This is a genomic window from Acidovorax sp. GW823-FHT01C06, assembly GCF_058798375.1.
The window spans coordinates 761,629-786,097 of record NZ_JBXAKN010000001.1; the positions used below are offsets into that span (position 1 = coordinate 761,629).

Sequence of the window (24,469 nt, forward strand, 5' to 3'; positions counted from 1 at the left end):
CACGATGGCCGAGCCTCTCAAACACTTGCTGAACGACACCGTGCCGCCGCGCATTGCGGCCATGGTGCGGCGCACGTGGCGCAAGTTCGATACCACCGCGTTTCTGCAGCAAGTAGAGCCCGGCTACGAATCGCTGGAGCTGATGGCACGCGGCCAGCGCATCGCGCAGTCCCTGCAGGCGCACCTGCCGCAAGACATACCGCGCGCACTGGCCGTGCTGGTCGATTCGATGGACCCACCCATGGGCCTCGATGCCGCTGGCGAACCCGACGCGGGCGACCGGCCCTACAGCGCCTTCCTGTACCTGCCGCACAGCATCTACATCGGCACACACGGCCTGCCGCATTTCGAGGCGGCCATGGCCGCGCAGCACGCGCTGACCCAGCGCTTTACCGCCGAGTTCTGCATCCGCCCCTACCTGCTGCACCACCAGGGCGCCACGCTCGCGCGGCTGCGGAACTGGGCGCAGGACGGCAATGCCCACGTGCGCCGCCTGGTGAGCGAAGGCACGCGGCCCCGCCTGCCCTGGGCACCGCGCCTGCCCGCGTTCCAGGCCAACCCGCAACTGGCCCTGCCGTTGCTCGATGCGCTCAAGGACGACCCGTCGTCCTATGTGCGCCGCTCGGTGGCCAACCACCTGGGCGACATCGCCAAGGATCACCCCGACCTGGCCGTGGGCACCGCCCGCACCTGGCTGCAGGGCGCATCCGCACCGCGTGAAGCCCTGGTGCGCCACGGCCTGCGTTTTCTCATCAAGCGTGGCGACTCTGGTGCGCTCGATGCCCTGGGCGTGGGGCATGCCGTGGCGTTGGACGTGCGGGCCGCGCGCGTGCTGCCTGCCAGCGCACGCATCGGAGACAAGGTGCGCATCGAGGCCGAGCTGCACAACCCCACGCCACGGCCCCAGCGCGTGCTGGCCGACCTGAAGGTGCACTACGTCAAGGCCCACGGCGGTGCCGCGCCCAAGGTGTTCAAGCTGCAAACGCTGGACATAGCGCCTGGCGCCACGGTGGCCGTGGGCAAGACGCTGTCGCTGCAGCAGATGACCACGCGCACCCACTACCCCGGCGCGCACCAGGTGGAACTGGTACTCAACGGGCGGCCGCAGCCGCTGGGGCAGTTCCAGTTGTCGTGATCGAGATCCACACAAACAAAACACCGGAGACAAACACCATGCAGTTCACGCACGAGCACCACGAGATCCAGAAGACCCTCAAGCGCTTCATCGATGAAGAGATCAACCCCCACGTGGACGAGTGGGAGGCGGCCGAGATCTTCCCCGCGCACGAGGTCTTCAAGAAGATGGGCAACCTGGGCCTGCTGGGCCTGTGCAAGCCCGAGGAATACGGCGGGCAGGGCCTGGACTATTCATACAGCCTGGCCATGGCCGAGACGCTGGGCCACATCCATTGCGGCGGCGTGCCCATGGCCATTGGCGTGCAGACCGACATGTGCACCCCGGCGCTCGCGCGCTACGGCAGCGAGGAACTCAAGCGCCAGTTTCTCGCCCCGGCCATCGCGGGCGACATGGTGGGCTGCATCGGCGTGAGCGAGCCTGCGGCGGGCAGCGACGTGTCCGGCATCAAGAGCGTGGCGCGCAAGGACGGTGACGACTACGTGATCACCGGGCAGAAGATGTGGATCACCAACAGCCTGCAGGCCGACTGGATGTGCATGCTGGTCAACACGGGCGAAGGCCCCGTGCACAAGAACAAGAGCCTGGTGATGGTGCCCCTGCGCGATGGCCCCGGCGGCAAGCTGACCCCGGGCGTCGAGGTGGCGCAGAAGATCCGCAAGATCGGCATGCACAGCAGCGACACCGGCCTGATCTACTTTGACGAGGTGCGCGTGCCGCAGCGCTATCGCATCGGCGCGGAGGGGCAGGGCTTCATCTACCAGATGCAGCAGTTCCAGGAGGAGCGCCTGTGGTGTGCCGCCAGCACGCTCGAATCGCTGAACCACTGCATCCAGTGGACCATCGACTATGCGCAGGAGCGCAAGCTCTTTGGCAGCACGCTGGCCGACCAGCAGTGGGTGCAGTTCAAGCTGGCCGAACTCAAGACCGAGGTCGAGGCGCTGCGCGCACTGACCTACCGTGCCTGCGACTTGTACGTGAACGGGCAGGACGTGCTGGAGCTGGCCAGCATGGCCAAGCTCAAGGCCGGCCGCCTCAACCGCGAGGTGCCCGACACCTGCCTGCAGTTCTGGGGGGGCATGGGCTTCACGCTGGAGAACAAGGTCTCGCGCATGTACCGGGACGGGCGGCTGGCGTCCATCGGCGGCGGTGCGGACGAGGTGATGCTGGGCATCCTCGCCAAGCTCATGGGCATCGCGAAGAGATGAACACCCCCCTGAGCGACTTCGTCGCTTCCCCCCGCTCTCGCATTGCTGCGCAATGCGGGCAGGGGGACGCAGCCCTCGCTGCCGGGCGGCCCTTGCTCGGCTGCCCTGGCACTGGGCCGCGCCAGTTTCGTATGTCGCGCGTGGCGCGCAACACGGTGGAGACCTGACATGCCTTTGCAGATAACCCGCGCGCCGCTGGCCAGCGGCTGTGTGGAAACCTGGACGCTCAACGACCCGGCCAGCCGCAATGCGCTTTCCGAGGCGATGGTTGACGCCCTGCTGGCTGCATGCGAGCGCGCTGCAACCGATGCCGACCTGCGCGGCGTGGTGCTGCGTGGCGCCGGTGGTCACTTCTGCGCGGGCGGCAGCCTGGGCGGCTTTGCCAAGACCATCGGCCAGCCGTTGGCTTCTGGCGAGGCCGACCCGCTGGTGCCTTTGAACCGACAGTTTGGCGCGCTGCTGCAGGCCCTGTGCGCTTTGCCGCAGTGGCTCATCGTGGCGGTGGAGGGAGCCGCGATGGGCGGCGGCTTTGGTCTGGTGTGCTGTGCCGACCATGTGCTGGCCCATACGAGCGCGCAGTTCGCCACGCCCGAGGTCACGCTGGGCATCGTGCCCGCGCAGATCGCGCCCTTTGTGGTGCGGCGCCTGGGCCCGTCTGCTGCGCGGCGGTGTTTGCTGACCGGCGAGCGCTGGGATGCCGCTGCTGCCCAGCGCTTGGGCCTGGTCGATGACCTGGTGGAGGGCGACATGAATGTCGCTTTGCAGGCAGCCATTGCACGCCACGCTGCCGCAGCGCCGCAAGCCGTGGCCGCTACCAAACGTTTGTTGCTGGCCCAGCCCGAAACGCCGTTGCCCGCGCTGCTGGACGACGCGGCCCTGGCTTTTGCGCAAGCGCTGCGTGGGCCTGAGGCGCCGCAAGGGCTGGCGGCATTTGCCGCGCGCAAGGCACCGCCGTGGAGCGCGAAGCTATGAAAAAGATCCTTGTAGCGAACCGATCAGAGATCGCCCGCCGCATCATCCACACCGCCCGCCGCATGGGCATCGAAACGGTCGCGGTCTATTCCGACCCCGATGCCAACGCTCTGCACGTACGCGAAGCCACTCAGGCCGTGGCCTTGGGCGGTGCCTCCAGCGCCGACACCTACCTGCGCACCGACAAACTGCTGGCCGCCGCCCGTGCCACCGGCGCGGATGCCGTGCACCCCGGCTATGGCTTCCTCAGCGAGAACGCCGACTTCGCCCAGGCCGTGGTCGATGCGGGCCTGACCTGGATCGGCCCGCCGCCCGCCGCCATCCGCGCGCTGGGCAGCAAGGCCGGGGCCAAGGCGCTGGCCCAGACGCATGGCGTGCCCTGCCTGCCCGGCTATGCGGGCGACGACCAGAGCGACGAACGCTTTTCCGCCGAGGCTGCGCGCATCGGCACGCCCCTCATGGTCAAGGCCGTGGCGGGTGGGGGAGGGCGTGGCATGCGCCTGGTCACCGATCTGGCGCAGTTGCCCGCCGCGCTGGCCAGTGCCCGGTCGGAGGCGCTGGCGGGCTTTGGCTGTGGTGACCTGCTGATCGAGCGCGCGCTGCTGCAGCCGCGCCATGTGGAAGTGCAAGTCTTTGCCGACGCCCACGGCGCGTGCATCCACCTGGGCGAGCGCGACTGCTCGGTGCAGCGCCGCCACCAGAAGATCATTGAAGAGGCCCCCAGCCCTGCGGTGGACGCCGCGCTGCGCGAGCGCATGGGCGCCTGTGCCGTGGCGCTGGCACAGGCTGCTGGCTATGTGGGGGCGGGCACGGTGGAGTTTTTGCTGGATGGCAGTGGCTTGAGCGACGCCGGGCCGCCCCAAGTCGCGAAGGCCCCCTCGGGGGGCAGCGAACCACGCGACGCGGGGAGCGTGGGGGCCAGTTTCTACTTGATGGAGATGAACACCCGCCTGCAGGTGGAGCACCCGGTGACCGAAGCGCTCACCGGGCTGGACCTGGTGGAATGGCAAATCCGCGTGGCACGGGGCGAACCGCTGCCACTCGCGCAAGACCATGTGCATCTGCAAGGCCACGCCATCGAAGTGCGCCTGTGTGCCGAAGACGCGCACTTCCGCCCCCACACCGGCCGCGTGCTGCAGTTCAGTGCGCCACAAGCCACCGCGTTTGAACGGGCCACCCCCGGCGCGCTGCGTTTTGACCACGCGCTGGAAGAGGGCGCCGAGGTCACACCCCACTACGACGCCATGCTGGGCAAGCTCATCGTGCATGCGCCGACGCGGGCCGAGGCCGTCGACGCGCTGGTCCGAGCGCTGCACAGCACCCGCGTGCTGGGCCTGCCCACCAACCGCGCGTTTCTGGCGGCGTGCCTGCAGCACCCGGTGTTTGCCAGCGGGGAGGCGCTGGTGCCGTTCCTGGCAGAACATGCTGCTGGCTTGCAAGGATTGCTATTGAAAGAGGAGCTATCAGCGCTTGTCCCTCCTGCGCTGGAGGCCATTTTTGCTTCAAAACCCGCATCGATCCTGCCGTGCCCCATGGCGCGGCCCCTGCGCCTGCGCCACCAGGGCGAGGTGCACGCCGTCGCCGTGCGAGAGCTGGGCAGGGGGCGGCTGCAGGTAGAGCAGGCCGGGGTAGGGCCCACCACCATCACGCTGCAGTTGCCTCAGCGCGGTGTGCACTACGTCGCCGTGGAGCCGCTGCGCTGGCATTGGCAGATCGGCGGTGTGGACGGCTGGGTGGAAGACGCATCGTGGGAACCTGCCGCACGCTCGGGCGCCGCTGGTGGCGCCACCGAGCTGCGCGCGCCCTTCAACGGCAAGGTGGTCGCACTGCCCGTGGCCGCAGGCCAGGCGCTGGCAGCGGGCGACACGGTGGTGGTCATCGAATCCATGAAGCTCGAACACAGCCTGGCCAGCCCCGCAGCCGCCACCGTGGCTGAGCTGCTGGTAGCGCCCGGCCAGCAGGTGTCGCCCGGCCAGGTGCTGGCCCGCTTTGCACCCGCCACGCAAGGAGCGCCCGCATGACCGTCACATCCGACGCGATCCCTACGAGCGACGAAGACCGCACCGCCCTCACCGACACCGTCACCCGCTTTGCCCGCACCGAGATCGCGCCGCATGTGGATGCATGGGACGGAGCCGGTGAATTCCCTCGCAGCCTGTACCGCCGCGCAGCCGACCTGGGCCTGCTGGGCCTGGGCTACCCCGAGCAGTACGGCGGCACGCCCGCCAGCTACGCCTTGCGACTGCCGCTGTGGCGTGCGCTCAGCCGCCACGGCGCCAGCGGCGGTGTGCTGGCCGGCCTGCTGTCGCACAACATCGGCCTGCCGCCCGTGCTTGCGCATGGCAGCGATGCTGTGCGCGCCGAGGTCATTCCACCGGTGCTGGCGGGCGAACAGATCGCCGCGCTGGCGATCACCGAGCCCGGTGGCGGGTCCGACGTGGCGCGGCTTTTGACCACCGCGCGGCGCGAGGGCGATGACTACATCGTCAACGGCGAAAAGGTGTTCATCACATCCGGCATGCGCGCGGACTGGATCACCGTGGCCGTCCGCACCGGTGATGCCGGCAGCAAGGGCTCTGGCGGCATCTCCATGCTGCTCATCCCCGGCCACAGCGCAGGCCTGTCGCGCAGCAAGCTCGACAAGATGGGCTGGCTGTGCTCCGACACTGCCCACCTGCGCTTCGACAATGTGCGCGTGCCCGCCCGCTACCTGCTGGGCGAAGAGGGCGCGGGCTTTCGCATCATCATGGCCAACTTCAACGGCGAGCGCTTTGGCCTGGCCGCGTCGGCCCTGGGCTTTGCCGAGGCCTGCTACGACGAGGCCCTGGCCTGGGCCCGCCAGCGCAAGACCTTTGGCGCCGCGATGGTGGAACACCAGGTCATCCGCCACAAGCTGGTGGACATGCAGATGCGCATCCAGTCCACCGCCGCGTGGTGCGAGTCCGTGGCCGCGCAGGCCGACGCGGGCCGCACCGGACCGGAATGGGTAGCGAGTGTGTGTCTGCTCAAGAACCACGCCACCCAAACCATGCAGTTCTGTGCCGACCAGGCCGTGCAGATCCTGGGCGGCATGGGCTTCATGCGCGGCACCGTCAGCGAGCGCATCTACCGCGAGGTCAAGGTCATGATGATCGGCGGCGGTGCGGAAGAAATCATGAAAGACCTAGCTGCCAAGCAGCTCGGCATTTGAAGGAGACAGGCACCATGCACAGCACCGACCACGGCAACAAAGCCATCATCACCTGCGCCATCACCGGCGTGCTGACGGACCCCGGCCAGCATCACGTGCCCGTTACGCCCGAGCAATTGGCGAAAGAGGCCCGCCGCGCCTGCGACGCAGGCGCCGCCGTGGTCCACGTGCACTTTCGCAACCAGGAGCCCGGCAAGGGCCACCTGCCCAGCTGGGACCCGCAGGTCGCGCGCGACTGCGTGCAGGCCATGCGGGAGGCCTGCCCGGGTTTGATCATCAACCAGACCACCGGCGTGGTCGGCCCCCACTACCAGGGCCCGCTCGACTGCCTGCGCGCCACCCGCCCCGAGATGGCCGCGTGCAACGCCGGCTCGCTCAACTACCTGAAGGTGCGCAGCAACGGCACCTGGGCCTGGCCGCCCATGCTGTTCGACAACCAGCCCGCCAAGGTCAAGGACTTCATCGACGTGATGCTGGAGACCGGCACGTTGCCCGAGTTCGAATGCTTTGATGTGGGCATCGTGCGCTGCGTGGAGATGTACGTGCAGACCGGCATGTACACCGAGCGCCTGCCCGAATACAACTTTGTGATGGGCGTCGAATCCGGCATGCCTGCGGACCCGGACCTGCTGCCCATCCTGCTCAAGCTGAAAATCAAGGACGCCCCCTGGCAAGCCACCGTCATCGGCCGCAGCGAGATCTGGCCCGTACACCAGCGCGTGGCCGAACTGGGTGGGCATTTGCGCACGGGGCTGGAGGACACGTTCTATCTGCCGGATGGGATCAAGGCGGATTCGAACGGGCCTTTGATTGAGCAGCTGGCGCAGTACGCGCGCAATGCGGGGCGGGAGGTGGCGTCGCAGCAGGAGGCGCGGGGCATGTTGGGGTTGGCTGGCGCGTAGCGTAGGCCACGCATTGCCCGCCTGTTGCGCGGCTTTGGCAGGCAGTTTGCGTACTTGCGCCTCCCCCACGGCGTTGGAGTAAGTCTTGTGCTCCGTGGGCCTGTTGCAATTTTCTATGATGGCTTACCTGCTTTTACAGGGTAGAGTGCCGGCGCCATCCCTCCCGGCGGCCTGCCGCAGGCCTTGTGCAGGCATGCCCGACAGGCAACCCCCCATGAGCTTTCATTCTTCCAACAACGAAGGACTATCGATGTTGCGCCCCTGGTATTGCGCCCCATTTTTCGCTGACCCTCTCGGTGCACGCAGTGCATTGCGGCGCCTGGCGGCTGCAATGCTGCTGGTGGCCGCATTGCCGGCGGCGCAGGCGCAGACGATTACGGCAGGCGCGCTCGCGGCCGCAGCGATACCAGTCGACCACCCTGGCGCCTTGCTGCTGCTGGCGGTGGCCATGGTGGCCTGCATGGGCTGGATGGTGCGCACGAAAGGCCTCGTGTCCTCCGCCACCTTGCGCAGCGTGGCGCTGGGAGCCGTGGCCACGGTGCTGGGCGCCTTGGTGGTGTGGGGTGACGCTGTGCAGGCCCAGTTGCAGGAGCTGCAGGCTGCCTTCCACCAGGCGGGTGGAGAAACGCTCACGATTCCCGTGCAGTCCACGGGCACCACACCCGGTGGCGATCCTTCGGGATTCCTGCCGGTGGTCTACACCAACCGGACAGCGTCCGGCTTGCGCATCACCAGCATCACGCAGCCGACCTGGAGCACCTGCTTTCCGCTGGGCATTCCGTCGCCCCTGCCAGTGACCCCGGCCCGCCCGGGCACCGTCTGTGCCGTTGGCACTGCACTGCCTGCAGGCGGCGCGTGCTGGGTCGATGTGGCGGCACTGTGCGCTGCTGCGGCCACCGCGGCGCAGGGCCATCAGTCCAGCTCCTTGCTGGCCGATACCGTGTCGGCGGTGGCGGCAGCGCAGGCCACGGGTAATGTGCTGCTCAATGACCTGGACCCCGATGGCCCGCTGGTGCTGGCCAGCTTCACTTACCAGGGCACGCGGTACGCGGCCGGCACGCCGGCCTCGGCGGCAGGGCTGGGCACGTTGACCATGCAGAGCAACGGCGACTACACCTTTGTGGCGGCCTCGCCGTTCACTGGCGCCAGTCCGCTGGTAGTGACCTACACCGTGCACACAGGCGCATCGAGCACGCTCAGCATCACCATGAACCGTGCGCCCGTGGCGGTGAACGACGCAGTCTCCACCAATGCAAACACCCCTGTGACCGTCTCTGTGCGCGGCAACGACACCGATGCCGACGGTGACCCCCTCACGGTTGCCAGTGTGACGCCGGGCGCTCACGGCTCGGTGGTGATCGATGCCGTCACGAACAACCCCATCTACACACCCAACGCAGGGTTTGCCGGCAGTGACAGCTTCACCTACACCATCAGCGACGGCAAGGGCGCCACATCCACCGCAACCGTCACGGTCACGGTCAATGCACCGTCCAATGGCGCGCCCGTGGCCAACAACGATGTTGCGACAGTGGATGAAGGCAGCTCGGTGATCATTGCCGTGCGCAGCAACGACACGGACCCCGATGGCGATTCGCTCACGATTGTTGGAGTGACTCAGGGCGCCAATGGCTCGGTGGTGATCGATGCCGTTACACGCAACCCCATCTACACCCCCAATGCCGGGTTCACCGGTACAGACGCCTTCGCCTACACCGTCGACGATGGACATGGCAATACAGGTACCGGCACCGTCACGATGACCGTGAATCCCATCGGTAACCAGGCGCCGGTCGCTGCCAACGACACGGCCCTCACGCGCATGGATACGGCCATTTCCATTCCCGTGTCCATGTTACTGGCCAACGACACCGATGCGAATGGAGACGTGCTGACCCTGGTGTCGGTACAGGCGGCAGTGAACGGCACGGTCAGCCGCATCGGCAACAACGTCATCTTTACGCCAGCCAGCGGCTTCGAAGGCGCCGCCAGCTTCACCTACACCATAGAGGATCCCTCCGGTGCCAGCAGCACGGCCACGGTCAATATGACTGTCGGCTCGGCCACAACGCCTTCGTTGGTGATTTTGAGGTCCCTGGTGGTCAATGCGCACGGCACTGGCGGAATCAGCGCCAGGTTCCCTATCACTACGACCCTTGGAGACACGGATGGCTCCGAGAGCCTGTCGATCAGGGTGAGCAACGTGCCCACGGGCGTTTCATTCAATGCAGGGCTCAACCTGGGTGGCGGCGTGTGGCAGCTTGTCGAGGCGGACCTGCCCAACCTGATGCTGAATCTTCCAGGCAGCTACGCCACCAATGCAACCCACCTGACCGTTCAGGTCACATCCACAGAAATAAACGGTGGCGTCACTGCCAGCGTGAGCAGTATCGTGACGCTCAAGGCGGCTTACACCACGATAGACATCGCCACGACGGAGAGTGGCAGCTACACCGGCAGCTCGGCCAGCGAATTCATCCAGGGTGGGAATGGCAACAACACCATCAATGCCTCCAATGGGAACAACATCGTCCACGGTGGTGGTGGCGATGACGACCTCTCTGCTGGTAGCGGGTCCGACATGCTCTACGGCGGCAGCGGCAACGACACCATCAACGCCGGCAGCGGTGCCGACGTGATCTCGGGCGGCCCGGGCAACGACACCTTGATCGGCGGCGATGCAGGTGAAAGCTTCGTGGACGTGTTTGTCTGGAACCTGGGCGACCAGGGCGCTGCCGGGACTCCTGCGGTGGACACCATTGAGAACTTCTCAACGGCGGCAGCGGGCAGCAATACCGCGGGAGGCGACGTGCTTGACCTGCGCGACCTGCTGCAAGGAGAGCACGTGGGCCCATCCAACGGCGCGGGCAACCTGGCGAACTATCTGCACTTCGAGATATCGGGGGGCAACACCATCATCCACATCAGCCACACGGGTGGGTTTGCTGCGGATTCTCACATCGTAGGAGCGGCCTACACCAGCGCCACCGAAACCCAGCAGATCGTTCTTTCGGGGGACGACCTGCAGTCTCTCTACTCGGGCGCCACCACAGACCAGCAGATCATTACCCAGCTGCTGAACAACAACAAACTCATCGTGGATTGATGGCGCCGAGCTGGCCGGGCTCGGCCAGTGCCTGCCGTTGCGGGCGGGGGTGTATCTGACAGGCAGGGCATCAGCCCGGCTCCGATGCAGCCACGAGCGGTTGGCGGCTGGGCTGCTGGTCCTTAGACCCCCTGGATGCAGCCTGGCATCTGGCCCTGCAGCCCAAGTGGCGGCCGTTGGCATACTAGATTTCAATATTTTTAGGCCTCTGCCGCCTGTTGGCAAAGGAGTGATTGCTATTGATTTGATAGTATGTAATTGATTGCGATGCCTTGGACGCTCAGGGCAAGCTCAGCACAGCACCATCACCGTCTGCCCTTGCCAGCCAGGGGCGGCCAGCAATAAAAAGCCAAGCATCCACCACCATGTTGACCACCGCCCAAGCCATCGCGTTTCTTCTCACCGCCGTCATGCTCACAGCCACGCCCGGCCCCGACAACCTCATGGTGCTCAGCGTCGGCATGTCCAAAGGCCGCCGCGCTGGCATCGTGTTTGGCCTGGGTTGCGCATTGGGTTGTCTCAGCCACACCGTGCTGGCCGTCATCGGCGTAGGCGCAATCCTGGCCGCATCGCCAGTGGCCTTCACTGCGCTCAAGTGGGCAGGTGGCGGGTACCTGATCTGGCTCGGCACCCAGGCCCTGCGCCACGCAGGCGCTGTGCGCATCGAAAGCGCCAATAGCAACTCCAGCAGCCAACCCGCTGCTGAATCTCTCGGCCGCACCTTCTGCAAGGGCCTGATAGCCAACGCCATCAACCCCAAGGTCGTGCTGTTCTTCCTGTCATTTCTGCCGCAGTTCGTGGACGCATCGCGCGGCAGCATGGAACTGCAACTGGGCTTGCTGGGGCTGCTGTTCACTGCCCAGGCGGCGGTGCTGTTCGGGTTGCTGGGCTACTTCTCAGGCAGCGTCGGTGGGTGGATCAACCGCAAGCCCCAGGTGGGTGTATGGCTGGATCGGCTGGCGGGGACGGTGTTTATTGCGCTGGGATTGCGGATGGTGGCGCGGTAACTCCGCCAATTCTCATCCCTGCAAATTGATCGGGGTGCGATCAATTTGCAGGGATGTTTCCGGGGCGCACCGAATCAGGGATCCTTGCCAACCCGGGTTGGCGAACCGCATTTCTTAAGTACAGGATCAAGCGCGCCGTTCTAGCGGCTATCAGTCACTGACTCGCGTGAGAATTGGTGTGTACGCCTGGCAAGAAATTGAAAGATCTTGGCCGTGCTGCTGTCCTCAAGAGCTGGTGCCTGATCATTTGAACGCAAGCGCAACAGTCCAGGCGTTGGGTCGATGGACTGAGCAAGTATTCTGGTGACGATTTGGTTGTGGCGATCTGTCTCAATAGGGAAGGACGCTTCTCGCTGGAAGATTTGATGCTTCCAGCTCTGCGCATCGTAGAGCTGTGGTTTGTGTTCTCCACAACACCGAATCAGCAGATATGGCAGCTGGTCGGGGATGCGCTGGGTGTGCCAGAAGCGAGCTCCTTTAGCTATCCGGTTTGACTGAACTATGGTCAGTCAATAGGTCGGCTGAAAATCTCGAATGACATCTCGGACTTTTGCTTCCAAAACAAACCCTGCCCCGTACTTCGCCGCCAGTTCATCGGCACGCTGAAGGAATGCCTCCACCCCGGTTCCATAAATGAACTGCATCGCCCCGCCCGTCCACGCCGGAAACCCAATCCCAAAGATCGACCCGATGTTCGCGTCGTGCACGCTGGTCAACACGCCCTCGGCCAGGCAGCGGGCGGTCTCGATGGCCTGGCGGTAGAGCAGCCGGTCCTGGATCTCCTGCACGCTCCATTCCACGCCGGGCTTTTCGAACAGCGGTTTCAATTCCGGCCACAGGTGCTTCCTGGCGCCTGCGGGGTAGTCATAAAAGCCGCCGCCTCCCGCGCGGCCGGGGCGCTTCAGTTCCTTGACCATGCGCTCCACCAGCAGCTCGCCGGGTGTGGCGGTGTAGGTTTTTCCTTCGGCCGCGTAGTCGGCGCGGGTCTGGTCCAGCACGTGCACGCTCAGGGTCAGCGCGGTTTCGTCCAGCACGGCCAGCGGGCCCACGGGCAGGCCGGCCTGCATGGCGGCGTTTTCAATCGCGGCGGCGGGGATGCCTTCGCCCAGCATGGCGGCGCCTTCCATCACAAAGGTGCCGAAGGTGCGGCTGGTGTAGAAGCCGCGTGAGTCGTTGACCACGATGGGCACCTTGCCCAGGGCCTGCACATAGTCGAAAGCGCGGGCCACGGTCTCGTCGTCCGTCTGTTTGCCGCGGATGATCTCCACCAGCTTCATCTTGTCCACGGGGCTGAAGAAGTGGATGCCGACAAACTTCTCGGGCCGGCTGCTGGCCGTGGCCAGGCCGCTGATGGGCAGGGTGGAGGTGTTGCTGGCAAAGAAGCCGCCGGGCGCCAGCTGCGGCTCGGCCTCTTGTGTGACTTTGGCCTTGAGGTCGCGGCTTTCAAACACGGCTTCGATGATGAGGTCGCAGCCCGCCAGGTCGGCCGCGCTGGCGGTGGGCGTGATGCGCGAGAGCAGCGTTTGCTGCGCCTCGGCCGTCATGCGGCCTTTGTCCACGCGGGCTTGCGTGAGCTTGGCGCTGTAGGCCTTGCCGGCCTCGGCCTTCTCGGCGCTCACGTCCTTGAGCACGGTGGCGATCCCCCGGCTGGCCTGAGCCCAGGCGATGCCCGCGCCCATCATGCCGGCGCCCAGGATGCCGACCTTTTGGGGCTTGTAGCGTGGCGTGGTGCCGGGGCGCGACTTGCCGCTCTTGATCGCGTTCATGTCGAAGAAGAACGTGTTGATCATGTTGCGCGCCACGGGGCCGGTCATCAGGCGGGCGAGGTAGCGGCTTTCGATGCGCAGGGCGGTGTCGTAGTCCACCATGGCGCCTTCGACCATGGCGGCCAAGGCAGCCTCGGGCGCGGGGTAGCGGCCGCGTGTGGTCTTCTTGAGCATGGCGGGCGCGACGGTGAGGGCGCCTGCGAGCTTGGGGTTGGCGGGCGTGCCGCCGGGCATTTTGTAGTTCTTGTCGTCCCACGGCTGCACGGCGTGCGGGTGGGTGGCAATGTGGGCCAGGGCGGCGGGCAGCAGCTGATCGCGGGTAGCCACCAGTTCATGTACCAGTTGCAGCTCCAGCGCCTCGGCGGGGTTGAAGAGCTTGCCCTCCAGGATGAAGGGCTGCGCGCCCATCAGGCCCAGCAGGCGCGTCATCTTGGTCACGCCGGTGGCGCCGGGCATCAGGCCCAGCGTGACCTCGGGCAGGCCGAACTGGATCTTGGGGCCGGCCACGGCGATGCGGTAGTGGGCAATCAGGGCCACCTCCCACCCGCCGCCCAGCGCGGCGCCGTTGAGGCAGGCCACCACCGGCAGCCCCAAGGTTTCGAGCGTGCGGAAGTGCTTCTTCATGCGCTCGATCTCGCCAAACACGGCGGGTGCATCGGCGGGCGTCAGGCGCATGGTGGCCTTGAGGTCGGCGCCCGCAAAGAAGCTGGTCTTGGCGGATGCGAGCACGATGCCTTTGAGCGCGGCGCCCAGGCGCTCCCGGTCTGCCACCACCTGGGCGGTGACCTCGCCCAGCTCTTGCTGCCACTGGCGGCACATGGTGTTGACGGGGGAGTTGGCTTCGTCAAACGTGATGACGGCGACCTGGCCTTCGGTGCCCTGGGCGGGGATGAGTTCGTAGCGGATGGTTTGCATGCTGATGTCTCCGAATCGGTAATGCGCCATGGCGCAGCTATGGGGCGCGGCCTTGGATGAAGCGTGGCCGAGGCCAGCGGACGCCGTGGAACTGGCTTTGCCAGGCCAGTGGCGTCGTCCCCCTTCCCATCGCGCAGCGATGAGAGAAGGGGGAAGCGGCGCAGCCGCTCAGGGGGTTGTTCCTCATACGCGTTCAACGATGGTGGCGATGCCCATGCCTCCGCCCACGCACAGCGTGGCCAGGCCATAGCGCTGGCCCCGGCGGTGCAGTTCGTCAATCAGGGTGCCGAGGATCATCGCGCCCGTGGCGCCCAGCGGGTGGCCCATGGCGATGGCACCGCCGTTCACGTTGACCTTGTCGTGCGGCACGCCCAGCTCGCGCATGAAGCGCATGGGCACGGCGGCGAAGGCCTCGTTCACTTCGAACAGGTCGATCTGGTCGATGGTCATGCCCGCGCGGGCCAGCGCCTTCTTGGCGGCGGGCACGGGGCCGGTGAGCATGATGGTGGGGTCGGCGCCGCTCAGCGCCGTGGCCACGATGCGCGCGCGGGGCGTCAGGCCATGGGCCTTGGCGGCGGCCTCGTTGCCGATGAGCACGGCGGCGGCGCCATCCACGATGCCCGACGAGTTGCCCGCGTGGTGCACGTGGTGGATACGCTCCACCTGCGGGTAGCGCTGCAGCGCCACGGCGTCGAAACCCATGCCGCCCAGTTGCTCGAACGAAGGTTTGAGCGCCCCCAGACCTTCAAGGGTCGTCTTGGGCTTGATGAATTCGTCCTCGGCCAGGATGGTCTGGCCGATGAAATCGCGCACGGGCACGACCGAGTTCTTGAAGTAGCCCGCTGCGCGCGCTGCGGTGGCGCGGCGCTGCGATTCGAGGGCGAAGGCATCCACGTCGGCGCGGGTGTAGCCATCCAGCGTGGCGATCAGGTCGGCGCCGATGCCCTGGGGCACGAACAGGGTTTCCGAATTGGTGGCGGGGTCTTGCGCCCAGGCGCCGCCGTCGGAGCCGATGGGCACGCGGCTCATGCTCTCCACGCCGCCCGCCACCACCAAATCCTCCCAGCCGCTGCGCACTTTCTGCGCGGCCAGGTTCACCGCTTCGAGGCCCGATGCGCAGAAGCGGTTGACCTGCACACCCGCGCATCGAAAGTCCCACCCGGCCTTGAGCGCGGCCACTTTGGGCAGCACCGAACCCTGTTCGCCCACGGGCGAGACGATGCCCATGACCACGTCGTCCACCGCTGCCGTATCAAAGCGGTGGCGCGCCTGCAGCTCGATCAGTAAGCCGGTGAGCAGGTCGATGGGCTTGACCTCGTGCAGGGTGCCGTCCTTCTTGCCCTTGCCGCGCGGGGTGCGCAGCGCGTCGAATACATAGGCTTCGGTCATGAATGGTCTCCGGTGGTCTTTAAACTGGAAGCTCGCTGGGTGATCGGGCAGGCGCTTGGGAGGCGCGCCCCATGCGGGTCGGCAGCGAGCGGTGCCTCGGCGGCGCACACCACAACAGCGCGCTTTCTGACGCGCGTGCGGTGGTTTTTGCACTATCTTTCTGCGGTTGCTCTCTCATTTTTGGCTATGAAACGAAATACATCCTCTGCATTGCAGCGCATGGTCCGTGGCGCTGTGGAATACGACGACACGCGCGATGGGTTTGCGCTGGAACACCATGTGGTACTGGCCGCATCCAGCGCGCTGGCGGTGGCGGCCTTCATGGCACCCAGCCGCAGCTCGGCAGCCATTCGCGGCATCGGCGCGGGTTTGCTGCTGATGCGTGCCCTGAGCGGCAGCCAGGGTGTCCGCTCCTGGTTGAATGTCACCGACCGCCGCCCCGGCGCGCCGCTCAGCCCCGAGGAAGCCCGCGCCGCCTGGTACCTGTGACGGTGTTGGGCGCCCGTCGCGGCGCAGTCCGTGGCGCTGGTCATGGTGCTATTTGCCCAGGCCCATGGCGCGCGCAATCACTTCTTTCATGATCTCGTTCGTGCCGCCGTAGATGCGCTGCACGCGCGCATCGGCGTAGGCGCGGGTGATGGGGTATTCCCACATGTAGCCGTAGCCGCCGAAGAGCTGCACGCATTCGTCCATCACCTTGCACTGCAGGTCGGTGGTCCAGTACTTGGCCATGCTGGCGGTATCGGTGTCGAGCTGGTCGCGCGTGATCAGCTCGCAGCACTTGTCCACGAACACGCGGGCCACCTGCACCTGGGTCTGCAGCTCGGCCAGGGTGTGGCGGGTGTTCTGGAAGGCGGCCACGCTCTGGCCGAAGACCTTGCGCTGCTTGACATAGTCCACCGTCCAGTCGATGGCGGCCTGCGCGGACGCCACGGCGGTGATGGCGATCTGCAGGCGCTCCCACGGCAGCTGCTCCATCAGGCAGATGAAGCCGCGCCCTTCCATGGCGGGGCTGCCCAGCAGGTTGGCGGCGGGCACCTTCACGTCGGTGAAGAACAGCTCGGAGGTGTCCTGCGCCTTCATGCCCATCTTCTTGAGGCGCTGGCCTTTTTCAAAACCGGGCATGCCGCGCTCCACCAGGAAGAGGCTGGTGCCCTTGGCCCCGGCCGCCGGGTCGGTCTTGGCGACCACGATCACCAGATCGGCATGCCAGCCGTTGGTGATGAAGGTCTTGCTGCCGTTGAGCACATAGTGCGATCCATCGGCGCTTTTCATGGCGGTGGTCTTGATGCCCTGCAGGTCGCTGCCCGCGGCGGGCTCGCTCATGGCGATGGCGCCTACCATGGCGCCGCTGGCCATCTGTGGCAGGTAGCGGCGCTTTTGCTCCTCGGTGCCGTAGTGCAGGATGTAGGGCGCCACGATCTCGCTGTGCAGCCCGAAGCCGATGCCCGTGGTGCCGGCGCGCGCCAGCTCTTCCATCTGCGCCACGGAGTAGAGCTTGTCGGCCCCGGCGCCGCCGTATTCCTCGGGCAGGCTCATGCACAGAAAGCCGTTGGCGCCCGCCTGGCTCCACACCTCGCGCGCCACGTAGCCCTGGTCTTCCCAGTCGGCGTGGTGGGGCGCCACCTCCTTGTCGATGAACCGGCGAAAGCTGTCGGCAAAGGCCTGGTGGTCGGGCTGGAAGAGGGTGCGTTCGATCATGGCGGTGGATTCGGTCTATTTATGCAAAGTTACTGCTTGGTTAAATTCTGCCACCGACTGGGGCCGAGCGCATCCCCTGAAACACAAAAGCCGCCCGAAGGCGGCTTGGGAGCGGGTGGTCAGGCCCTCATGGCTTGACGTAGTCGGACACCACCTTCCACTTGCCATCGGTGATCTGCGACAGGCGCGAAAGATCGCTGCCCAGGCGCTTTTGCGGGCCGTAGGTGGCCTCGGCGCTGCCGAACATGTCGGGCGGGATCACCATGGTGTCCATGGCCTTGATGAAGCTGTCGGTGGTAAGGCTGGTGCCTGCCTTCTGGGCTGCCTTGATGAAGGCATCCACCGCCCCGTAGCCGTAGACCGAGAACACCGTGGGGTCTTCGTTGAACTTGGTCTTGTACTTGTTGGCCCAGAAGCGGATGGGCTGGCTGGCCTCGTCCAGGTAGGGGTGCTGCACCGTCATGGTGGCGTACAGGCCGTCCATGGGCTTGCCGCCCAGCTTGTGGATGAGGTCGGTGTACGCGGCGCTGGAGCCCAGGAACGTGGGGTTGAAGCCCGTTTTGCGCGACTCGCCGATGGTGCCGATGGTCTCGCGGATGATGGTGCCCAGTATCACGAAGTCGCAGTCCGACGACTTCATCTTGGCGACCTGCGACGAGAAGTCGGTGGCGCCGCGTTTGTACGACGTCTTCTCGGTGAACTCCATACCCAGGGACTTGAGCGCCGCCTCGCCGCCACGCATCACCTCCAGGCCGAACTCATCGTCCTGGTAGATGGTGCAGACCTTCTTGGCGCCTTTTTCCTTGATGAGCTTGGGTGCGGCCAGGCGGATCTGGTCGTAGTAGGTGGCGGCGAACGAATACTTGAGCTTGTGGAAGGGCTCGTACATCTCGCGCGCGGCGGTGACCGGGAAGAAGTTGATCACGTTCTTGCTGAACTGCACCGGCATGGCGGCCAGGTTCTGTGCCGTGCCGATGTGCGCCACCATCATGAAGATCTTGTCCTGGTTCACGAGCTTCTGCGCGGCCAGCACGGCTTTCTTGGGGTCGTAGCCCGAGTCTTCCACCTTCAGGTCGAGCTTGCGGCCGTTGACGCCGCCTTGCTCGTTGGCCTCGTCCACGCGCAGCATCATGCCCAGCCGCACCTGCTTGCCAAAGCCCGCCAGCGGGCCGGACAGGTCCTGGATGGAGCCCAGGGTGATGGTGTCCTTGCTCACGCCCTGGCTGGGCTGCGCCTGCGCAGCACCTGCGGCCATGGCCACGATGGCCAGCGCGGCAATGTGATGAAGTTTCATGGCACGTCTCCTTGAATGGATCAGTCGTTATAGAACGATGCCCAGGGTGGGGCACCAGCACTTTCCCTATGCCGCGCGCCACCTGGCGCAGGCTGCCTAGCGGTACATGGCGTCAATCTGGGGCGCGTACTTCTGCTGCACCAGCTTGCGCTTGAGCTTCATGGTGGGCGTGAGCTCCTCGTCCTCGGCGGTGAGCTGCGTGTCGAGCAGGAAGAACTTCTTGATCTGCTCCACGCGGGCGAACCGGGTGTTCACGCGGTCGATCTCGGCCTGGATCAGGTCCTGCACCTCGCGGGCGCGGGTCAGGCTGGCGTAGTTGCTGAAGGGCACGTCATTGTCCTGCGCATATTTCTCCACGTTCTCCTGGTCGATCATGATGATCACCGTGAGGTAGGAGAGCTTGTCGCCGATCACGACGGCGTCCGTCACGTAGGGGCTGAACTTGAGCTCGTTCTCCAGCTCGCTGGGCGTGATGTTCTTGCCCCCGGCCGTGATGATGATGTCCTTCATGCGGTCGGTGATGCGCAGGTAGCCGTCGGCGTCGATGGTGCCCACGTCGCCCGTGTGCAGCCAGCCGTCGGCGTCGATGGTCTCGGCCGTCTTTTCGGGCAGGTTGAGGTAGCCCTTGAACACATTGGGGCCGCGCACCAGGATCTCGCCCGTGGCGGGGTCGATGCGCACCTCGTTGTAGCTGGCCGCCGGGCCGATGGAGCCGGGCTTGATGCGGCTGGCGGGCACGCCGGTGGCGGCGCCGCAGGTCTCCGTCATGCCCCACACCTCCAGCATGGGCACGCCCAGGGCCAGGTACCACTTCACCAGTTCGGGCGAGATGGGCGCTGCGCCCGTGACGAGGAAGCGCGCGCGGTGGATGCCGATGAGCTTGCGCACGTTGTTCAGCGCCAGAATGCGCGCCAGCATGAACTGCGCCTTCAGCAGTCCCCCTACCGGCTGGCCCGCCAGCACACGGTCTGCAATGCGGGTGCCCACGCCAATCGACCAGGCATAGGCCGCCTGCTGCAGGCGCGTGGATTCCTTGAGCGCGATCATCACGCCCGAATAGAACTTCTCCCACACGCGCGGCACGGCGGTGAACACCGTGGGCGCGATTTCGCGCACGTTCTCGGGCACGGTGTCGGGGTTCTCGACGAAGTTCAGGCGCGAGCCGGTGTACAGCGAGAAGTACTCGCCGCCCATGCGCTCGGCGATGTGGCACAGCGGCAGGAAGCACATGGCCTCGTCGTCTTCGGTGCGCGATATCAGCGTGTTGTAGCCGCGCACCGTGTAGGTGAGCGCGGCGTGCGTGTGCATCGCGCCCTTGGGCTTGCCGGTGGTGCCCGAGGTGTAGACGAGAATGGCCACGTCCTCGGGCTGGCAGGCCTGTACCCGGCGCATGAGCGCGTCGGGGTTCTGCTGGTTCCAGGCGCGGCCCATGTCGCGCAGCGCATCCAGGCTGATGACGCCCGGGTCCTGAAGGCCGCGCAGGCCCTCCATGTCGAAGACGACGATCTTGCGCAGCAGCGGCAGGTTGGCGCGCACCTCCAGTGCCTTGTCGAGCTGCTCATCGTCTTCGACGAACAGCACGCTGGTGCTGGAGTCTTCGCTCAGGTAGTGCACCTGGGCGGCCGCGTCGGTGGGGTAGATGCCGTTGGACACGCCGCCGCAGCTGAGCACGGCCAGGTCGGCCAGCACCCATTCGATGTTGGTGCTCGACAGGATGGAGGCGCAGTCGCCGCGCGCAAACCCCAGCGACATGAGTCCGCCCGCGATCTCGCGCACGGCCTCGGCGGTCTGGTCCCAGGTCCAGCTCTTCCAGATCCCCATTTCCTTCTGGCGCATCCACACGCGCGGGCCGCGCTCGGCCACGGCGTTCCAGAACATGGCCGAGATGGTGCTGCCGGCCAGCACGTCGGTGCCGGCGGGCTGGATGTGATCGAGGTCCCAGAGATTGCTCATGTAGTCCTCACCGCCAGGTCTTTTTCTTCTTCCACCGCCGCTCACCCCGCACGCCGACATCCTTCATGCCCAGGTAGAACTCCTTGATGTCGTCCTTCTCGCGCAGGCGCTCGCAGCTGTCCTCCATCACGATGCGGCCGTTCTCCAGCACGTAGCCGTAGTCCGATGCGTTGAGCGCCATGTTGGCGTTCTGCTCGACCAGCAGGATGGTGGTGCCGCGCTCGCGGTTGATGCGCACCACGATCTCGAAGATCTCCTTGGTGAGCTTCGGGGACAGGCCCAGGCTGGGCTCGTCGAGCAGGATGAGTTCGGGGTTGGCCATGAGCGCGCGCGAGATGGCCAGCATCTGCTGCTGCCCGCCCGAGAGCAGGCCCGCGTCCTGCGCGGCGCGTTCCTTCAGGATGGGGAAGTAGCCGTACACGGTTTCGATGTCGCGCGCCACCGCGTCGGCGTCGCCGCGGGTGTAGGCGCCCATGAGCAGGTTGTCGCGCACCGACAGCAGCGCGAACACCTCGCGCCCCTCGGGCACATGCATGAGGCCCCGGCGCACGATGGCCGCCGGGTCGTTGGCGGTGATGTCGGCGCCCTGGAATTCGATGGAGCCCTTGCGCGGGTCGATGATGCCGCTGATGGTCTTCAGGATGGTGGTCTTGCCCGCGCCGTTGCTGCCCAGCACGGCGGCGATCTCGCCGCGCCGCACCTGCAGGCTCACGCCGCGGATGGCCTTGATGGGGCCGTAGGCGCTTTCCACATTCTGCAGGCGCAGCAGAGGTTGGTCGGCCGCCGCGGCGGCTGGTGTGTTGACGGCGGCAAGTACGGCGCTCATTCGGAAACCTCCGTGCTGCGCACTGCGGTGCGAGCTTGCTGGGGGCGGCCCGGCGCGGCGCTCATGCCCGGACCCCCAGGTGGGAACCCGTCGGGCGGCGCAGGTTGCTCACATCGTCGATGGTGCCCAGGTAGGCCTCGATCACGCCGGGATGCGACTGCACCTCGCGCGGCGTGCCCATGGCCACGACCTCGCCCTGGTTCATCGCCAGCACGCGGTCGGACACCTTGGAGACCAGTGACATGTCGTGCTCCACCATCAGCACGGTGATGCCCAGCTCGTGCTGGATGTCCTGGATCCAGAAGGCCATGTCGTCGGTCTCCTCCACGTTCAGGCCCGACGAGGGTTCGTCGAGCAGCAGCAGCTGCGGCTCGGTGCACAGCGCGCGGGCCAGCTCCACCACCTTGCGAACGCCGTAGGGCAGGCCGGCCACCAGCGTGTCGCGGTAATGCTGCAGGTCGAGAAAGTCGATGACCTGCTCGGCCTTCTCGCGGGCTCGCACCTCGGCGTCGCGCACCTTGCGGGTGAACAGCATGTCGGCCCACAGGCCGGTCTCGCGCCGCGTGTGGCGGCCGATCAGCAGGTTGTGCAGCACGCTCGCGTGCTCGAAGAGCTCGATGTTCTGGAAGGTGCGCGCTATCCCCAGGCCCGCCACCTTGTGCGGCGGCTGGTCGGTGAGCGGCAGCATCGCGCCGCCCGGGCCCGCGTAGGCGATGGTGCCGGTGGTGGGCGTGTAGATGCGGCTGATGAGGTTGAACACCGTGGTCTTGCCCGCGCCGTTGGGGCCGATGAGGGTGAACACCTCGCCCCGGCGCACGTCGAAGCTCACGTTCTTGACCGCCAGCACGCCGCCAAAGCGCACGCTGAGGTTCTGGGCGCTGAGCAAGATGTCGTCAGTCATGGGTACAGCAATTGGGGTCATTTCACTGGTCCATTGCGCTGAATGCCGCTCGCTGCCTTTGCGACTGGCGTGACCGAGGCCAGTGCCCCCGCGCAAGGGCCGCCCCACCGCGCTGGGGGCGTTCCCCTCCCGAATCGCGCAGCGGGTCGAGAGAGGGGGAAGGCGCGAAGCGACTCAGGGGGTGCTTCATCTCAGCCTGTCCGACTTCTGGAAGGACTTCTGCCGCTTGAACAGGCCCTTGCGGTAGAACGGGAACATCTGCAGCCAGGTGCGCACCTTGAGCCAGCGGCCGTACAGCCCCATGGGCTCGAACAGCACGAAGGCGATCAGGACCGCGCCATAGACCACCGCCTGCAGGCCCGGCGCCTGGCCCACGGCGGCGGGCAGCCAGTCCTTGCTGAGCGAGATCAGCTGGGGCATCGAGATCAGGAAGATCGCGCCCAGGAACGCGCCGTGCACCGAGCCCAGGCCGCCGATCACGATCATCAGCAGCAGGTCGATGGACTGCAGGATGTTGAACTGGTCCGGCGAGATGAACTGCAGCTTGTGCGCATACAGCGCGCCACCGATGCCGGCCAGGGCCGCCGAGATCGAGAACGACAGCGTCTTGTAGCGCGCGAGGTGGATGCCCATGCTCTGCGCCGAGATCTCCGAATCACGGATCGCCACGAAGGCCCGGCCCGTGGGCGAGCGCAGCAGGTTCAGGATGGCCAGGGTGCTGACCACGGCGACCACGAGGCACAGGAAGTAGAAGGACTCGGTGGATTCGAACTTGAAGCCCCAGATCTCGGGCGGCACCAGGTGCTTGCCGGAGTTGCCCCCGGTGACCGACTCCCACCGCGCGAACACCTCCTCGACGATGAAACCGAACGACAGCGTGGCCATGCCCAGGTAGATGCCCTTCACGCGCAGCGCGGGCAGCCCCACCACCACGCCCACGGCGGCCGACAGCCCCGCCGCGCAGGCCAGCGACAGCGCGAACGGCCAGCCCATGCCCGTGAGCACCGCCTGCGTGTACGCCCCCACGCCGAGGAACGCCGCATGCCCCAGCGAGAACAGGCCCGTGAACCCGGCCAGCAGCATGAGCCCCAGGCCCACGATGGCGTAGATCAGCACAAAGGTGAGCTGGGCCAGCCAATACTCTGGCGCCACCCAGGGTGCTGCGACCAGCCCTACGGCCAGCAGGCTGTACCAGAAGACATGCCCGCCATGTTTGGCGAGGCGCAGGTCTTGTTCGTAGCTGGTCTTGAAGATGAATCTCATGGGGTCACACCTTCTTGCGCAGCTTTTCGCCGAACAGCCCATTCGGTTTGACCATCAACATGATCAGCACCACGATGTACGCCGCCGTGTCCTTGAAGCCGTCGGGCAGATAAAAACCCGAGAGCGATTCGACAATGCCGATCACCAGCCCGCCCACGATGGCGCCCGGCAGGCTGCCAAAGCCGCCCACTACGGCGGCGGGAAACGCCTTCAGCCCGATCAGCCCCATGTTGGCGTGCACGAAGGTGATGGGCGCCAGCAGCAGCCCCGCCACGGCGGCCACGGCGGCGGCCAGGCCCCAGGCCAGGCCGTTGAGCCGCTGCACGGGGATGCCCATGTAGTACGCGGCCAGCTGGTTCTGCGACGAGGCCTGCATCGCGATGCCCAGCTTGCTGTAGCGGAACATCGCGAACAGCAGCACGCACAGCGCGGCCGTGGCGCCGATCACCACCAGCTGTTCGGCGTTGAGCACCAGCGCGCCCAGGCGGAACGACAGGTCCTTGTAGGGCACGGGCAGCGTGTGGGTGTCGGTGCCGATGTTGGGAATCATGGTGACCAGCCCGCGCAGCACGTAGCCGATGCCGATGGTGAGCATGACGACGGAGAACGCGGGCTGGCCGAGGATGGGGCGGATCACCGCGCGTTCGAGCACCACGCCGAAAAGGCCCATGGCCAGGATGCTGGCGAGCACCGCCACCCAGAAGGGAAAGCCCAGCACCGTCATGAGCGCCAGGCCGCAGAACGCGCCCAGCATCATCAGCTCGCCCTGGGCGAAGCTCACGGTCTCCGTGGCCTTGTAGATGAGCACGAAGCCCAGCGCTATCAGGCCGTAGATGCACCCCTGGGAGATACCGCTGATCAACAGTTGCAAGAATTGCACCCTGGCGCTCCAGAATATTTTTACAAAGCGATTGCTTTGCATAAATAATGGTGCCTGTGCC

Annotated in this window: 18 protein-coding genes; 9 read left to right on the forward strand and 9 right to left on the reverse strand. The window is 66.2% G+C overall.

The genetic code is table 11. The features are described from left to right. Positions 1–4 precede the first annotated feature (4 nt). The 8 genes from AC1RCS_RS03470 (at position 5) to AC1RCS_RS03505 (ending at position 11,520) form a co-directional block, all read left to right on the forward strand. Positions 5–1,135 (forward strand): DNA alkylation repair protein, encoded by a 1,131-nt coding sequence (locus AC1RCS_RS03470; protein ID WP_492244304.1) that lies wholly within the window; start codon positions 5–7, stop codon positions 1,133–1,135. A gap of 38 nt (positions 1,136–1,173) precedes the next feature. Then, complete coding sequence (locus AC1RCS_RS03475) at positions 1,174–2,343, forward strand: acyl-CoA dehydrogenase family protein (RefSeq protein WP_492244305.1); 1,170 nt, start codon at positions 1,174–1,176, stop codon at positions 2,341–2,343. Positions 2,344–2,511: 168 nt separating this feature from the next. Further along, positions 2,512–3,315: an enoyl-CoA hydratase/isomerase family protein gene (locus AC1RCS_RS03480; RefSeq protein WP_492244306.1), complete on the forward strand. Its 804-nt coding sequence runs from the start codon at positions 2,512–2,514 to the stop codon at positions 3,313–3,315. Further along, positions 3,312–5,336 carry an acetyl/propionyl/methylcrotonyl-CoA carboxylase subunit alpha gene (locus AC1RCS_RS03485; RefSeq protein ID WP_492244307.1) on the forward strand — a complete coding sequence of 675 codons (2,025 nt, stop codon included), beginning with the start codon at positions 3,312–3,314 and terminating at the stop codon, positions 5,334–5,336. Before AC1RCS_RS03480 ends, AC1RCS_RS03485 begins: the two co-directional genes overlap by 4 nt. After that, complete coding sequence (locus tag AC1RCS_RS03490) at positions 5,333–6,505, forward strand: acyl-CoA dehydrogenase family protein (protein ID WP_492244308.1); 1,173 nt, start codon at positions 5,333–5,335, stop codon at positions 6,503–6,505. Before AC1RCS_RS03485 ends, AC1RCS_RS03490 begins: the two co-directional genes overlap by 4 nt. Before the next feature lie 14 nt (positions 6,506–6,519). Beyond that, positions 6,520–7,407, forward strand: a complete 888-nt coding sequence (locus tag AC1RCS_RS03495) for a beta-keto acid cleavage family enzyme (protein WP_492244309.1) — start codon at positions 6,520–6,522, stop codon at positions 7,405–7,407. Positions 7,408–7,657: 250 nt separating this feature from the next. Further along, positions 7,658–10,513 carry a midcut-by-XrtH protein gene (locus AC1RCS_RS03500; protein ID WP_492244502.1) on the forward strand — a complete coding sequence of 952 codons (2,856 nt, stop codon included), beginning with the start codon at positions 7,658–7,660 and terminating at the stop codon, positions 10,511–10,513. 365 nt (positions 10,514–10,878) lie between these two features. Further along, a complete protein-coding gene (locus AC1RCS_RS03505; protein WP_218340482.1) occupies positions 10,879–11,520 on the forward strand; it encodes a LysE family translocator in 642 nt (213 codons plus the stop codon). A gap of 509 nt (positions 11,521–12,029) precedes the next feature. Here AC1RCS_RS03505 and AC1RCS_RS03510 read toward each other — a convergent pair. Beyond that, positions 12,030–14,201 carry a 3-hydroxyacyl-CoA dehydrogenase NAD-binding domain-containing protein gene (locus AC1RCS_RS03510; RefSeq protein WP_492244310.1) on the reverse strand — a complete coding sequence of 724 codons (2,172 nt, stop codon included), beginning with the start codon at positions 14,199–14,201 and terminating at the stop codon, positions 12,030–12,032. A 183-nt stretch (positions 14,202–14,384) separates the two neighbouring features. Beyond that, positions 14,385–15,590 carry an acetyl-CoA C-acetyltransferase gene (locus AC1RCS_RS03515; RefSeq protein WP_492244311.1) on the reverse strand — a complete coding sequence of 402 codons (1,206 nt, stop codon included), beginning with the start codon at positions 15,588–15,590 and terminating at the stop codon, positions 14,385–14,387. Positions 15,591–15,776: 186 nt separating this feature from the next. Here AC1RCS_RS03515 and AC1RCS_RS03520 point away from each other — a divergent pair, with 186 nt between their 5' ends. Further along, positions 15,777–16,079 (forward strand): hypothetical protein, encoded by a 303-nt coding sequence (locus AC1RCS_RS03520; RefSeq protein WP_225584958.1) that lies wholly within the window; start codon positions 15,777–15,779, stop codon positions 16,077–16,079. 48 nt (positions 16,080–16,127) lie between these two features. Here the strand turns inward: AC1RCS_RS03520 and AC1RCS_RS03525 are convergent, their stop codons facing one another. The 7 genes from AC1RCS_RS03525 to AC1RCS_RS03555 all read right to left on the reverse strand — a co-directional run bounded on the left by AC1RCS_RS03525 (position 16,128) and on the right by AC1RCS_RS03555 (position 24,408). Then, positions 16,128–17,291, reverse strand: a complete 1,164-nt coding sequence (locus AC1RCS_RS03525) for an acyl-CoA dehydrogenase family protein (RefSeq protein WP_492244312.1) — start codon at positions 17,289–17,291, stop codon at positions 16,128–16,130. A 127-nt stretch (positions 17,292–17,418) separates the two neighbouring features. Continuing rightward, a complete protein-coding gene (locus tag AC1RCS_RS03530) occupies positions 17,419–18,585 on the reverse strand; it encodes an ABC transporter substrate-binding protein (RefSeq protein WP_218340479.1) in 1,167 nt (388 codons plus the stop codon). 96 nt (positions 18,586–18,681) lie between these two features. Continuing rightward, on the reverse strand, positions 18,682–20,538 hold the full coding sequence (locus AC1RCS_RS03535; protein ID WP_492244313.1) for an AMP-dependent synthetase/ligase: 1,857 nt from the start codon (positions 20,536–20,538) through the stop codon (positions 18,682–18,684). A gap of 7 nt (positions 20,539–20,545) precedes the next feature. Further along, positions 20,546–21,364 carry an ABC transporter ATP-binding protein gene (locus AC1RCS_RS03540; RefSeq protein WP_218340477.1) on the reverse strand — a complete coding sequence of 273 codons (819 nt, stop codon included), beginning with the start codon at positions 21,362–21,364 and terminating at the stop codon, positions 20,546–20,548. 61 nt (positions 21,365–21,425) lie between these two features. After that, complete coding sequence (locus tag AC1RCS_RS03545) at positions 21,426–22,265, reverse strand: ABC transporter ATP-binding protein (RefSeq protein WP_492244314.1); 840 nt, start codon at positions 22,263–22,265, stop codon at positions 21,426–21,428. 186 nt (positions 22,266–22,451) lie between these two features. Continuing rightward, positions 22,452–23,528 carry a branched-chain amino acid ABC transporter permease gene (locus tag AC1RCS_RS03550; RefSeq protein WP_492244315.1) on the reverse strand — a complete coding sequence of 359 codons (1,077 nt, stop codon included), beginning with the start codon at positions 23,526–23,528 and terminating at the stop codon, positions 22,452–22,454. A 4-nt stretch (positions 23,529–23,532) separates the two neighbouring features. Further along, complete coding sequence (locus AC1RCS_RS03555) at positions 23,533–24,408, reverse strand: branched-chain amino acid ABC transporter permease (RefSeq protein ID WP_492244316.1); 876 nt, start codon at positions 24,406–24,408, stop codon at positions 23,533–23,535. Between the last annotated feature and the right edge of the window lie 61 nt (positions 24,409–24,469).